The 12,111-nt window shown below is 73.3% G+C and carries 13 protein-coding genes; 7 read left to right on the top strand and 6 right to left on the bottom strand.

Features of this window, described 5'->3' with window-relative positions; translation table 11 throughout:
• Positions 1-135 precede the first annotated feature (135 nt).
• The 3 genes from CP977_RS29880 (at position 136) to CP977_RS29870 (ending at position 2,770) form a co-directional block, all read left to right on the top strand.
• Entirely contained in the window at positions 136-696 is a 561-nt protein-coding gene (locus CP977_RS29880; protein WP_152371115.1) for a hypothetical protein, read from the top strand.
• Positions 697-835: 139 nt separating this feature from the next.
• Complete coding sequence (locus CP977_RS29875) at positions 836-1,168, top strand: hypothetical protein (RefSeq protein WP_152371114.1); 333 nt, start codon at positions 836-838, stop codon at positions 1,166-1,168.
• A 129-nt stretch (positions 1,169-1,297) separates the two neighbouring features.
• Entirely contained in the window at positions 1,298-2,770 is a 1,473-nt protein-coding gene (locus tag CP977_RS29870; protein ID WP_229991459.1) for an outer membrane protein assembly factor BamB family protein, read from the top strand.
• A gap of 185 nt (positions 2,771-2,955) precedes the next feature.
• Here the strand turns inward: CP977_RS29870 and CP977_RS29865 are convergent, their stop codons facing one another.
• The 3 genes from CP977_RS29865 to xylB all read right to left on the bottom strand — a co-directional run bounded on the left by CP977_RS29865 (position 2,956) and on the right by xylB (position 5,372).
• Positions 2,956-3,420: a nuclear transport factor 2 family protein gene (locus CP977_RS29865; RefSeq protein WP_062750524.1), complete on the bottom strand. Its 465-nt coding sequence runs from the start codon at positions 3,418-3,420 to the stop codon at positions 2,956-2,958.
• Positions 3,421-3,526: 106 nt separating this feature from the next.
• Entirely contained in the window at positions 3,527-3,760 is a 234-nt protein-coding gene (locus tag CP977_RS29860) for a hypothetical protein (protein WP_152371113.1), read from the bottom strand.
• Between the two features lie 115 nt (positions 3,761-3,875).
• Positions 3,876-5,372 carry a xylulokinase gene (xylB, locus tag CP977_RS29855; RefSeq protein WP_152371112.1) on the bottom strand — a complete coding sequence of 499 codons (1,497 nt, stop codon included), beginning with the start codon at positions 5,370-5,372 and terminating at the stop codon, positions 3,876-3,878.
• Positions 5,373-5,517: 145 nt separating this feature from the next.
• Between xylB and xylA the strand changes: the two genes are divergently transcribed.
• Together xylA and CP977_RS29845 are read left to right on the top strand one after the other, a co-directional pair.
• A complete protein-coding gene (gene xylA, locus CP977_RS29850; RefSeq protein ID WP_062750530.1) occupies positions 5,518-6,690 on the top strand; it encodes a xylose isomerase in 1,173 nt (390 codons plus the stop codon).
• Positions 6,691-6,867: 177 nt separating this feature from the next.
• The gene (locus CP977_RS29845) at positions 6,868-7,125 is read left to right on the top strand and encodes a hypothetical protein (RefSeq protein ID WP_062756724.1); all 258 of its coding nucleotides are present in this window, start codon (positions 6,868-6,870) and stop codon (positions 7,123-7,125) included.
• Between the two features lie 127 nt (positions 7,126-7,252).
• On the opposite strand, the gene CP977_RS29840 is transcribed toward CP977_RS29845, so the two are convergent.
• From CP977_RS29840 to CP977_RS29830, 3 genes are all read right to left on the bottom strand, one after another.
• Positions 7,253-9,214, bottom strand: coding sequence for an acyl-CoA dehydrogenase family protein (locus tag CP977_RS29840; protein ID WP_062750533.1), 1,962 nt, complete (start codon positions 9,212-9,214; stop codon positions 7,253-7,255).
• Positions 9,215-9,355: 141 nt separating this feature from the next.
• Positions 9,356-9,727 (bottom strand): iron chaperone, encoded by a 372-nt coding sequence (locus CP977_RS29835; protein ID WP_109184542.1) that lies wholly within the window; start codon positions 9,725-9,727, stop codon positions 9,356-9,358.
• Positions 9,728-9,878: 151 nt separating this feature from the next.
• Positions 9,879-10,370 (bottom strand): DedA family protein, encoded by a 492-nt coding sequence (locus tag CP977_RS29830; RefSeq protein ID WP_062750537.1) that lies wholly within the window; start codon positions 10,368-10,370, stop codon positions 9,879-9,881.
• 335 nt (positions 10,371-10,705) lie between these two features.
• On the opposite strand from CP977_RS29830, the gene CP977_RS34255 reads away from it, so the two are divergent.
• A complete protein-coding gene (locus CP977_RS34255; protein WP_167308963.1) occupies positions 10,706-10,861 on the top strand; it encodes a hypothetical protein in 156 nt (51 codons plus the stop codon).
• Positions 10,858-12,078 carry a metallophosphoesterase gene (locus CP977_RS29825; protein WP_062750539.1) on the top strand — a complete coding sequence of 407 codons (1,221 nt, stop codon included), beginning with the start codon at positions 10,858-10,860 and terminating at the stop codon, positions 12,076-12,078. Before CP977_RS34255 ends, CP977_RS29825 begins: the two co-directional genes overlap by 4 nt.
• The last annotated feature ends 33 nt before the right edge of the window (positions 12,079-12,111 follow it).

The following is a 12,111-nucleotide window of genomic DNA, read 5'->3' as shown; positions in this document are numbered from 1 at the left end:
GACAGGGCGCGGCGTCCGATGAGAGGGGCGGGCCGGTGGTCCCGCCCCCGGAGGACCCCCTCTCCGCCGCGCGGCGGAGGCGGGACGCCTTCCGGGCCGACGCCCGAAGGCCTGGGCCGCCGACAGTCTGACCCCATGACGAAACTCAAGGCCCTTCCCCACGTGCCCCGTTGGGCCGTCGTGGCCGCTCACGCCGTGCCGTCGCTCGTCCTGCCGTCCGGGATCTGGCGCGTCGCCCTGACGTTCGGCGCGCCGGTGGCCCGGATCGACGACCCGAGCACCGGTCTGGCCGTCTACCAGATCGTCCTGACCGTGGTGGCCGAGCTGCCGGCCTTCCTGACGCTGGGTCTGGTCCGGGAGTGGGGCGAGGTGTTCCCGCACCGGCTGCCGTTCCTCGGCGGGCGCCCGGTCGGCGTGCGGGGCACGACCTCCGCCGCGCCGGCCGGGGCGGGCGCCCTCTTCGCCCTGACCGGCTGTTTCACGTACGCGGCGGTCGCCGGGGTCGGGCGGGGCGCCCCCGGCATCCACGTCGAAGGACCGTTCCAGGAAGCCCTGTTCGCCGTCTGCTACCTGCCGCTCGTCGCCTGGGCCCCGCTGCTCCTGGCGGTGACGATCGCGTACCACCGTCGCCGTACGGCCCCCCGGGTGCCGTGCGCGACGCGCACGGCGCACGAAGGCCCGAGCGTGCTCGTGTGACGAGTTCCGCGCCTTCCCTTCAACAGGATTTCATCGGCTTTGCACTGGCCCGGGACAGGGTTGACGACGTCGTACTCTCCGGCACCCCCTCACGAGCCGTAGGGGAAGAGCACCCGTCATCGCGGCAGGAAAGAAGAGAATGAAAAGTGTCAGCCATTGGGGCTGCGTGTCCGTCGTCGTGCTCGTGTTGCTGACGGCCGGCATCTGGATCGGGCTGGTGGGCAAGGAGATGATCGTCGACGAGCCCCCGGCACTCTGCGGCAGCCGGATCCTGGAGGAGGGCCAGACGTGCGAGAGGTACTCCCGGTCCACCGGCGAGACGACCGACTCGTTCGGCGCCGAGGAGGCCGCGAGCAGGCAGGACACGGCCAAGGACGTCTTCGGCTGGATCGTCGTCGCCGTCGGAGGCACCTTGACCCTGGCCGGAGGGGCGCTCGTCGTGATGGCGATCAAGTACCGGGAAGACGACTGATTCCCTTCCGGCTTCATGGTCGGGTTCGATGAATGACCTGTTTCCTCCTGTCCCGTCCTCACCCTGAAGGGGGACCGCGTGCCGCAGTCGCACGAGCCCTGGTACAGACACAGCCCGCCGCCTTGGCCCGTGCCGGACAATCCGTACGCGCCCGAGGGGTACGGCCCGCCACCGCCTCGCCCACCCCGCCGCCGCCGGCCTCTGGTCGCCGCCGTCCTCGCGCTGCTGCTGCTCCTCGGCGTCGGCACGTACGTCCTCGGTGAGCGCTCCGGAGCGGATCGCGCCGGAGCGGAGAGCGGCGCCCCGTCGGCCACGACGCCGCCGAAGACGAGCGCCCGCCCCGCCCCGTCGCCCTCCCGCATCCCGACCACCGCGGAGATCGCGCACCGGCGCCAGGCCGGTGAGGCGAGCGCCTGGATCGTCGACGACCGCACCGATCTGCCCCGTCGGAACATCTCGCCCAAGGACCTCTGGATCGTCGGCGACACCGTCGTCCAGGCCATCTACAAGCGGGTCGTCGCCCACCGGCTCAGTGACGGAGCCCAGTTGTGGAGCGTCGACCTCCCGACGCCCGTCTGCGAGACCCCGGTCAACCCGACCCCCGACGGCAAGGTCGTCATCGTCCTCCAGAGCGCCGAGGCCTGGACCGGAGTCCGGTGCAACCAGCTCCGCATGATCGACCTGCGCACCGGAAAGGCGGGCTGGCACGAGCAGTTGACCGAGAGCGGCACGGGGAACGACGACACGATCATCGTGGACAGCGCGATCAGCGGCGGCACCTTCGCGATCGTCCAGAGCATGAAGGCCACCGCGTACCGGGTCGTCGACGGGAGGAAGCTGTACGACATCCCCATGGAGAACCCCGGGAAGTGCTACCCGCGCAGAACGGCGGGCGGCAGCCGGCTCCTGGTGATCGCCCACTGCGCGATCACCTCGTTCGGGAAGGAGTACGACCAGGTCCGGGAGATCGACCCGGCCACGGGCAAGGTCCGCTGGCGCTACCGGACGGAGCCGGGCCGGAGGATCGGCCAGGTGCTCTCCGTCGACCCCGCCGTGATCACCACCGCGCATCGGGAAACCCACGCCGAGGACTGGCGGATCGTCGCCCTCGGTACCGACGGCAGGGTCCGCCGGACCATCGATCCCCGGCCGAAGGGGTTCAAGCACTGCGGAGACTCCATCGACACCAGTGCCAACGCCCAGCAGTGCCGGGAGGCCGTCGTCGGCGGGGGGCTCGTGCTGCTCGGCGGCACCGACCGCGCCGGCGCGTACGACCTGGGCACCGGGAAGCTGGTCTGGGGCGTGAAGGACGAGGAGACCTCGTACGGCTACTACCCTCTGCGCGTCGGACCGGGCCGGACGGGAATCGTCTACCAGCTGGGCACGAGCAGCAAGGCCGGGCGGCTCTTCCGGGTCGGTCCCGGCGGCGTGGACACCATCGAGGACGTGCTGCGACTGCCCGCCTCCACCGCGAAGATCGAGTTCGGGATGGCGGTCGTCGGGAAGAACGCCTACGTGGGCGACCGACTCGTGATCACGCCCGCCGGCCTGAGCGGAGACGACGCCCAGCACGCGCCCCGCATGCTCTCCTTCGCCCCCTGACGCCGAGACGGCCGGCTCCGTGGAGAAGGGCGTCGATGAGGCGGGCGGCGAGGACGGCGCCTCGCTCTCCGGAGCCCCGACGTTTCAGGAGGACGCCGCACGAATCCTGCCGCGCGTCCGCCTCGTCGCGACGGGCGTGTTCCGCGGAGACGCCCAGGGCCGCTCGTCGGGTATCCGCGGCCCGGTCAGGGAATCACCGGAGGGGTTCCCTGCTTCCAGGCGATGCGAAGGGCGACCCGTGACAGCCTCCACCCGTCGGCGGTGCGGACGAACTCGTTCTCCGTTCGCCCGCCGGAGACGAACAGGCCGCCGTCACTCGCGAGGACGTGGGTGGAGAGCTGGTTGCCGAGCAGGGTGGCGCGGTCGCCGTCCACGTCGACCAGGTGGTTCGAGGAGAAGTGGACGGTCCGGTCGAACAGTCCCATCGCCATGCGGACGTTCGCGGCGATGGCCTCCCGCCCGCGCACGTCCCCTGCCGGAGTGGAGGTGGTGGCGTCCTCGGCGAAGAAGGCGGCCGCCCACGTCTCGTCGAAGGTGCCCCGGTCGTCGAGGGAACGGAGGTAGAGATCGAAGAGGCGGGTGACGGCGGCGATGTCGGCGGCCGTTTCGGTGGTGGTCCCGGCCGGTGCGGTGTCCGTGATCGTGTTCATGCGGAAAGCCTCGTACCTCGACCGGACTTGAGGTCAAGGAGTCGGAACGACTCGATGTTCTCGGACGGCGGCGGACCCTTTCCGTCCCGGCTCCGCCGGACACGCCCTAGTACCGGTTCCCGCCCCGGCGGTGGTGGACGTCGCTGCCGGTCAGCGGGATGTTGTGGACGGCCCGGGAGTTGAAGGAGACCCGGTCGATCTGGGCCTGGCGCAGGGCCTCTTGCTCCTGGAGCAGTCCCTCGACCGTCTCCGTCCTGCTCGCTCCCCGGCGGTGCACGGCGACGAACGCCAGCACCCCGAGACCGATGATGACTCCGAACAGGATGAGCAGAGCGGTCATGTGTCCCTCCCCGTGGTCACCTGCAGGGTAGCCCGGAGGTCATGACCGGGCCAGGGTGCGGCGGTGAAGTGGATCACGTCCGTTTCGCTCCCGCGCCCGGGTTCCTGTGGCCCCGTCAGCTCAGCAGGGTCGGCGTCGCGGCCGTCAGGACCCCGGCGATCCGGTCCCAGGTCTCCTCGTCGCGGGGCAGCGCGGGCAGGACCTCCCCGGCGCCCGTGCCCCACGCGGTGGCCAGGGCGACGGGGTCGGAGCCGGTGGCGGCGCCCGCCGCGAGGGCGGCCGCGCCGAGGGCGACCAGTTCGCCCGCGGCGGGGACGACCAGGGGGCGGCCGGAGAGCCTGCGGACGGTGTCGGTCCAGAACCGGCCGCGCGCGCCGCCCCCGATCAGGCGCAGCGGCCGGTCCCGTACGTCCGGCGCGGCCGGGTCGAGGCCGCAGGCGGCGAGGAGTTCGCCGAGGGCGCGGAGCACGGTGAAGGCAGCGCCCTCGTAGGCGGCGCCGAGGACCGCCCGGGGGTCCGTGTCGTGCCGGAGGCCGGTGACGAGTCCGGCGGCGTGCGGGAGGTCGGGGGTGCGTTCGCCGTCGAGGTACGGCAGTACGACGACCCCGCCCCCGTCCCCGCCGCCGGGCACGGCGTCCTCCCGGTCCAGGCCGAGGAGGGCGGCGAACCGGTCTACGGCGAGGGTGCAGTTGAGCGTGCAGCCGAGCGGGAGGTACGTGCCGGCGCCGTCGGTGGCGGCGAAGCCGGCGAGCCCGGGGGCGGCCGGGCGGACGCGGGTCGCGGCGAAGACCGTGCCGGAGGTGCCGAGGCTGACGACGGGGTGGTCGAGCAGGCCCGCGCCGCCGAGGCCGAGCCCGACGGCGGCGGCCATGTTGTCGCCGGTCCCGGCGGCGACGGCGACCGTGCGGGGCAGGCCGAGGGCTTCGGCGGCGGCCGGGGCGAGGGTGCCCGCGCGGGTGGCGCCGGTGGGGGCGAGGGCGGGCAGCAGGGCCGGGTCGAGGCCGAGGAGGTCGAGGACCTCCCGGTCGTAGGCGCCGGTGGCCGTCCCGTACCAGCAGGTTCCGGAGGCGTCGCCGGGGTCGGTCACGGCAGTGCCCGAGAGGCGTTCGGTGAGGTGGTCGTGCGGGAGGCGGACGCCGGTGGCGGCGTCGGCCCGCTCGGGCTCGTGCTCGCGCAGCCACTGCCACTTGGCGGCGGTCATGGAGGCGACGGGGACGGACCCGGTCCGGGCCGCCCAGGCCTCCGGGCCGCCGAGACGGGCGGCGAGGGCGGCGGCCTGGGGCGCGGAGCGGGTGTCGTTCCAGAGCAGCGCGGGCCGCAGGGGCCGCCCGCCGGCGCCGAGGGTGACGAGGCCGTGCTGCTGGCCCGCGACCGCGATGCCGGTGACGGACGCGGCGGGGACGTCCGCGTCCCGTACGGCCGAGCGGACGGCGGTGACGAGCGCCGTCCACCACTCCTCCGGGTCGCTCTCGCGCGCCCCGGCGGTCCCGGTGACGGTGTGCGGGGCGCGGCCGACGGCCAGGAGCGCGCCGGTGTCGGCGTCGACGGCGGCGGCCTTGGTGGACTGCGTGGAGCTGTCCACGCCGATCACGACGGAGCGGCTCGCGGGCACGCCCTCACCTCGTCTCGGGTTCGTTCTGTTCGTTCTGCCCGTTCCGGGGCGGGTCTGGCGCGGCGGCGCCCCGTCCCGTATTAGTTATCGCAGAAAACAAATCCGGTGGCCAGTCCCCGGACCGCGCACGAGAGAAGGACACCCCATGCCGGAGCGCTTCTCCCCCGCCCCCGCCGACCGCTTCACCTTCGGTCTCTGGACCGTCGGCTGGCAGGGCCGCGACCCCTTCGGCGAGGCCACCCGGCCCGCCCTCGACCCCGTGGAGGCGGTCGAACGGCTCGCGGACCTCGGCGCGTACGGCGTCACCTTCCACGACGACGACCTGATCCCCTTCGGCGCGCCGGAGGCCGAGCGCGACGCGGTCGTGAAGCGCTTCCGGGCCGCCCTGGACCGCACGGGGCTCGCGGTGCCGATGGCCACCACGAACCTCTTCGCCCACCCCGTCTTCAAGGACGGCGCGTTCACCGCCAACGACCGGGACGTGCGCCGCTTCGCCCTGCGCAAGACCCTCCGGAACATCGACCTCGCCGTCGAGGTCGGCGCGACCGTCTACGTGGCGTGGGGCGGCCGGGAGGGGGCCGAGTCCGGCGCGGCGAAGGACGTGCGGGTCGCGCTCGACCGGATGAAGGAGGCCTTCGACCTGCTCGGCCAGTACGTCACCGAGCAGGGCTACGACCTGCGCTTCGCGATCGAGCCCAAGCCGAACGAGCCGCGCGGCGACATCCTGCTGCCCACGATCGGGCACGCGCTCGCCTTCATCGAGCGCCTGGAGCGCCCGGAACTCGTCGGGGTGAATCCGGAGACCGGGCACGAGCAGATGGCGGGGCTCAACTTCCCGCACGGCATCGCGCAGGCGCTGTGGGCGGGCAAGCTGTTCCACATCGACCTCAACGGCCAGTCGGGCATCAAGTACGACCAGGACTTCCGGTTCGGGGCGGGCGACCTGCGCCAGGCGTTCTGGCTGGTGGACCTGTTGGAGACGGCCGGGTACGAGGGCCCGCGCCACTTCGACTTCAAGCCGGTGCGCACGGACGGCTTCGACGGCGTCTGGGAGTCCGCGAGGAACTGCATGCGGAACTACCTGATCCTGAAGGAGCGTTCGGCCGCCTTCCGCGCCGACCCGGACGTCGTGGCGGCGCTGGCCGACTCCCGGCTGCCCGAGCTGGCCGTCCCCACGGCCGCCGACGGACTCGCCGGACTGCTCGCGGACCCCACGGCGTACGAGACGTTCGACGCGGACGCGGCGGCGGCGCGCTCGATGGCCTTCGAGCGCCTGGACCAGCTGGCCCTGGAGCACCTGCTCGGGGTGCGCCGGTAGCCGCGCGCCCGTCCTCGACGGCGTCCCGGAGCGGGGCCGCCGAGGGGACCCGACCGGCCCGCACCTCTCCCCCCTCCTCCAAGCCACCGTGTCGGCAAGGAACTTCGGGGTAGCCGGGTGGTGGGCCGGTCCACCTCCGGATCAGCTCTCAGGGTGATCGTCCCGAAGGAGTGGAACATGACGACGCAGTACGGAAACCGTCCCACCGATCAGCAGGCCGCCGGGACGACCGGCAACGTGCTGAGCATCATCGCGATCGTGCTGGGCGTGATCGCGATCATCTTCTTCCCGATCGTGTTCGGCGTGATCGGCGTGATCCTCGCCCTCATCGCCAAGTTCGTCCGGCACGAGCGGCTCTCCACCGTCGCCCTCGTGGTCAGCGCCGCGGGCCTGGTCCTCGGCATGATCCTCGGCGCCGTGGTCGCGAGCGCGTGACCTCGTGACCTGAGGATTCCGTACCGGAAACGTCACGGCCGGTGGTCGTACCCCGTACACGTGGGGTACGACCACCGGCCGTGACGTTTCCGTGCCCGTGCGGCCCGCGGTGGCCGGCCGCACCGGATCAGCCCACCAGGTCCGGCGCGCGCAGCAGCTCCGGCGGGACGCCCCAGGCGTCGACCAGATCCTCCGCGAGGGGGCGGACCTTGCGGCAGAGGTCGTTCACCTCGCGGGTGATCGCCTTGGAGCGCTGGACGGTCAGCCGGCCGTGCTCCATGAACCAGGCCCGGTCCGCCTCGACGGTCGAGAGGGCGAACAGGTCGCACAGCAGGGCGAGCGCGTCCTTGTCGCCGCCCTCCGGCAGCGCCCGCACCTTCTCCACGAACGCTTCGAGGACGAGGCGCTCGACGTGCGCGTGGGCGAGCGCGATGACGTGGTCCTGGACCTGCGAGAAGACGGCGCCGGGGTCCTGCTTCCGGTCGATGCCGTGCTTGAGCCGCCGGGCCACGCCGGCGAGCATGTGCTCCTCGCGGTAACGGAACATGGCCAGCTGGTACTCCGGGTCGAGCAGCCCGGCCTCGCGGTCCCACTCGTCGCCGCCGGGCAGCAGGTCACGGACCCGTTCGAGCAGCTTGTGGGCCGAGGTGCGCTCCATGACGGCCTCGACGGCGAGACCGGTGACGTAGCGGACCATGCCGAGCTGGTCGAGGTCCTCGAACTCGCTCGCGTGGTCGGTGAGCAGCCCCTTGGCCACGAGCTGGAGCAGGACGTGGTTGTCGCCCTCGAAGGTGGTGAAGACGTCGCTGTCGGCCTTGAGGGCGGCGAACCGGTTGACGGCGAGGTAGCCCGCGCCGCCGCAGGCCTCGCGGCACTCCTGGACGGTCCGGGTGGCGTGCCAGGTGCCGAGCGCCTTGGTGCCGGCGGCCCGCGACTCCAGGCGGCGGCGCGCCCGCGGGTCGTCGTCGGCGCCGGAGAAGACCTCGTGGAGCTGTGCGCGGACGACGTCCTGCGCGAAGTGCAGCGCGTACGTGCGCGCGACGAGCGGCAGCAGCCTGCGCTGGTGGAGCCCGTAGTCGAGGAGCAGCCGCTCCTCCGTGTCGGGGGTCGCCGCGAACTGCCTGCGCCGTACGGCGTACTTCACGGCGATCGCCAGGGCGACCTTGGCGACGTTGACCCCGGCGCCGCCGACGCTGACCCGGCCCTGCACCAGGGTGCCGAGCATGGTGAAGAAGCGCCGGTCGGGGTTGTCGATCGGGCTGGTGTAGACGCCCTCGGGGGTGACGTCGGCGAACCGGTTGAGCAGGGCCTCGCGCGGCACCCGTACACCGTCGAAGCGGATGCGGCCGTTGTCGACGCCGTTGAGGCCCATCTTGCGCCCGTCGTCCTCGATCCGGACGCCGGGCGCGGTCTCGCCGCCGATCCGGACGGGCACGACGAAGGCGTGCACGCCCCGGGACGTGCCGTCCACCTCCAGCTGGGCGAAGACGACGGCCAGTTCGGCGTGGCGGGCCGCGTTGCCGATGTAGTCCTTGCGGGCCGCGTCGTCGGGGGTGGTGAGGACGAACTCGCGGGTGTCGGCATCGTACCGGGCGACGGTGCCGAGCGCCTGGACGTTGGAGCCGTGGCCGGTCTCGGTCATCGCGAAGCAGCCCATCAGGCGCCCGGAGATCAGGTCGGGCAGGTGGGCGTCGTGGTGGCGCTCGGTGCCCAGGTGCAGGATCGCGCCGCCGAAGAGGCCGAACTGCACGCCGGTCTTCACCAGGACCGACAGGTCGCCGAAGGCCAGCGTCTCGAACGCGGCGATCGAGGCCCCGACGTCACCGCCCCCGCCGTACTCGGCCGGGAAGCCCATGCCGGTCTGTCCCGTCGCGGCCATCGCGACCACGATCTCGCGCACCCGCTCGCGGAACGCGTCGATGTCGAGCTCGTCGGCCTCCTGGAGGACGGAGGAGTGGGTCACCAGGTTGGTGCGGACGAGGTCGCGGATCCCGGCGTACTCGCCGTCGAGCACCTCGGCGAGGGCCCGGACGTCGATCTCGGGCTGCACGTAGCCGCTCTCGGTGGTGGTTGCGTTGTCGGTGGCCATGCACGTTCGCTACCCCGCCCCGGGGCGGTCAAGCGGGGGCGAGTGGGTGGCGGCGCGGCACGCCGTACGGGACGGACCGCCGTGGCCGCCCGCGCACGGGGCTCGCGGGCCGCCCGGACGGTGTCAGCGGTGCCGGCCGTGTCAGCAGATCTTTCCGGGCCGGGCCGCGGTGGCCTTGAGCAGGTCCCGCAACAGGGCGTGGTCGATGGCCTCCGGCTTGCGGAACCGCAGGCAGCCCTTGCCCATGTCCTGCCCGGCCAGCCGTTCCTCGAAGGCGGCCCGGACGTCACTGCGCATGAGGTAGAAGGAGAGGTACTGCTTCTGGGAGGCGAACGCGATCTCGCAGACGCCGTCCCGCTCGTACGCGGGCATCCCGTACGCCATGACCTCCTCGAAGCCCGCGTCCGCCAGCTCCTCGCGGCAGAGCCGCCGCACCTCGGTCAGCGCGGCCCCGCGCTCCTCGGGGACCCCGGTCATGTATCCGTCGACGTCGTCGGCCTCGCTCCGCACCATTTCCCGAGGCTACGCCGCGTCCGGGGCCCGCCTCAACGTCTCGGGCCCCCGCCCGGCCTGGCCTCGGGACCCACCGGCCCCGGATTCAGGCTCCACCGGTCCCGGACTCTGGGCTCCCCGGCCCCGGACCCAGAACCCGCCGGTCCCGGCCTCAGGACTCCTCGGCCGCTGCGGCGGGGGCGGGCCGGGCCGACCGGGCGGCCCTGCGCCTGCGGTACAGCACCGCGCCGCAGGCCGCGAGGAGGAGGGCGGCGACCGCGGCGACGCCGAACGCCGTCCGCTCGGCGAACAGCCTCGCCAGTACTTCGAGCACCCCGATCCCGGCGGTCGCGTAGATCAGCGCCCAGGCCGCTCCCCCCACGAACAGCGCGGGGAGGTAGCGCGACAGGGGCATGCGCATGCTGCCCGCGAGGAAGTTGGCGGCGGTCTGGAACCCGATGGTCAGGAAGGAGACGGCCACGACCGGCGCGCCCCAGCGCTGGATGGCGCGTTCCGCGCGCAGGAACCTGGCCGAGGAGATCCGCCCGGAGAGCCTGCTGCGCCTGGCGCCGGCACCGGCGAGCCACCCGACGGCGAACGTGCCTCCGGCGCGCAGGAGGACGATGACGTACAGGGCGCCGGCCGTGAGCGCGACCTTATCCACGGCGGCCCGCCCAGGACGCCGGACAGGCGTTCTCCGCCGTCCGCTGCGAAGGGTCCGCACCGGCGGACCCGCGACGGGCACACGCCCGGTCTCCGTCTCTCACCTGAGATCCGCCTATGCCCGTTCCGTCCTCTGCGCTTCCACCATGGCGGCCCGGTGTCCGGGCCTGGCGCCGGGCCGGGCGAGCCCGGCAAGGCCAGCCTAACCGAACGCTCGTACGTCGGGCACCCGGCCCGGGCCGCGCACCCGGCGGAACAGGGCCCGGGGAGTCCGGCCGGACCCGCACAAGCCGCCCCGAGGGACCATGGAGACCGGGGCCCGAGCAGAATCGGGGCATGCACGACGGATCGTGCCGCGAGCGCGGCTGCGGCTGCGTCCACGGTTGCGGCTACGGGCGGGCGGACGGCGGGTACGACGACCGTGCCGTGGCCGTCGTCCGGTTCCGCCACGGGAACGATCCGCCGGACGGAACCTCAGGAGGGGAAGCGTGACCGAGACCAGCGACACCCGATCCGACACCGGTGAAGCACCGGAGGCACCACGGAGCCGGCTGTGGCGCCTGATGCGCTACGTCCCCCTGATCGCCCCCGTCCTGCTGTGGGCGGTGCCGTGCTGGATCCTCCTGCACACCGGTCAGCACTGGCCGTCCCCCGTCGCGCCGATCGGCACCGCGCTGTTCGCCCTGGGTCTGGTCGGCATGCCGCTCGCGATGGCGCAGGGACACGGCCGGCGCCAGCGGGACGGGGCGGCGATCGTCGGCGACACGCTGCTGGGCGGCAGCTGGGTCCTGTTCACCTGGTCCGTGCTGCTCGGCGCCCTCCTGCGGCCCGCCCTGGCCGTGGCGGGCGTCGGCGACGGCCAGGACCGGGCCCGCATCGTCACCTGGGCCGTCCTCGGCACGACCGCCGTCCTGCTCGCCTGGGGGTACGCCGAGGCCCGGCGGGTCCCCCGCGTGCGCCGGCTCGACGTGGAACTCCCCCGTCTGGGAGCCGGGCTGGACGGCACCCGGGTCGCCCTGATCACCGACACCCATTACGGTCCGCTCGACCGCGCCCGCTGGTCGGCGCGGGTCTGCGAGACGGTGAACGGCCTGGAGGCCGACCTGGTCTGCCACACCGGCGACATCGCGGACGGCACCGCCGAGCGCCGCCGCGCCCAGGCCGCCCCACTCGGTACCGTGCGGGCGAACCGGGCCCGGGTCTACGTGACCGGGAACCACGAGTACTACAGCGAGGCCCAGGGCTGGGTCGATCTGATGGACGAGCTGGGCTGGGAGCCGCTGCGCAACCGGCACCTACTGCTCGAACGCGGCGGCGACACCCTCGTGGTCGCCGGTGTGGACGACGTCACCGCCGAGTCCTCCGGGCTCGCGGGCCACCGCGCCCACCTCGCCGGAGCCCTCGACGGCGCCGACCCCGACCTCCCCGTCCTCCTCCTCGCCCACCAGCCGAAGTTCGTCGACCGCGCGGCGGAACACGGCATCGACCTCCAGCTCTCCGGGCACACCCACGGCGGCCAGATCTGGCCCTTCCACCACCTGGTCGGCCTCGACCAGCCGGCCCTCGCCGGCCTCAGCCGCCACGGCACGCGCACCCTCCTCTACACCAGCCGCGGCACCGGCTTCTGGGGCCCGCCCTTCCGGATCTTCGCCCCCAGCGAGATCACCCTGCTCGTCCTCCGCTCCCCACGGGGGCCCGCCGCCTCCTGAACCCGCATGTGCGAGGTGTCGAGGGCCGAGCCG

Origin of the sequence: Streptomyces cinereoruber (assembly GCF_009299385.1) — a bacterium.
Lineage (GTDB): Bacteria > Actinomycetota > Actinomycetes > Streptomycetales > Streptomycetaceae > Streptomyces > Streptomyces bikiniensis.
The sequence above is the reverse complement of the archived record's forward strand: the minus strand, read 5'-3'. Positions and strand labels throughout refer to the sequence as shown.

Excerpts from the sequence above, each read along its gene's own strand:
- CP977_RS29865 (WP_062750524.1), bottom strand. The coding sequence starts at position 3,420 with ATGAACACGATCACGGACACCGCACCGGCCGGGACCACCACCGAAACG.
- CP977_RS29845 (WP_062756724.1), top strand. The coding sequence starts at position 6,868 with ATGACGACGCAGTACGGAAACCGTCCCACCGATCAGCAGGCCGCCGGG.
- CP977_RS29835 (WP_109184542.1), bottom strand. The coding sequence starts at position 9,727 with ATGGTGCGGAGCGAGGCCGACGACGTCGACGGATACATGACCGGGGTC.
- xylA (WP_062750530.1), top strand. The coding sequence starts at position 5,518 with ATGCCGGAGCGCTTCTCCCCCGCCCCCGCCGACCGCTTCACCTTCGGT.
- CP977_RS29880 (WP_152371115.1), top strand. The coding sequence starts at position 136 with ATGACGAAACTCAAGGCCCTTCCCCACGTGCCCCGTTGGGCCGTCGTG.
- CP977_RS29875 (WP_152371114.1), top strand. The coding sequence starts at position 836 with ATGAAAAGTGTCAGCCATTGGGGCTGCGTGTCCGTCGTCGTGCTCGTG.
- CP977_RS29860 (WP_152371113.1), bottom strand. The coding sequence starts at position 3,760 with ATGACCGCTCTGCTCATCCTGTTCGGAGTCATCATCGGTCTCGGGGTG.
- CP977_RS29840 (WP_062750533.1), bottom strand. The coding sequence starts at position 9,214 with ATGGCCACCGACAACGCAACCACCACCGAGAGCGGCTACGTGCAGCCC.
- CP977_RS34255 (WP_167308963.1), top strand. The coding sequence starts at position 10,706 with ATGCACGACGGATCGTGCCGCGAGCGCGGCTGCGGCTGCGTCCACGGT.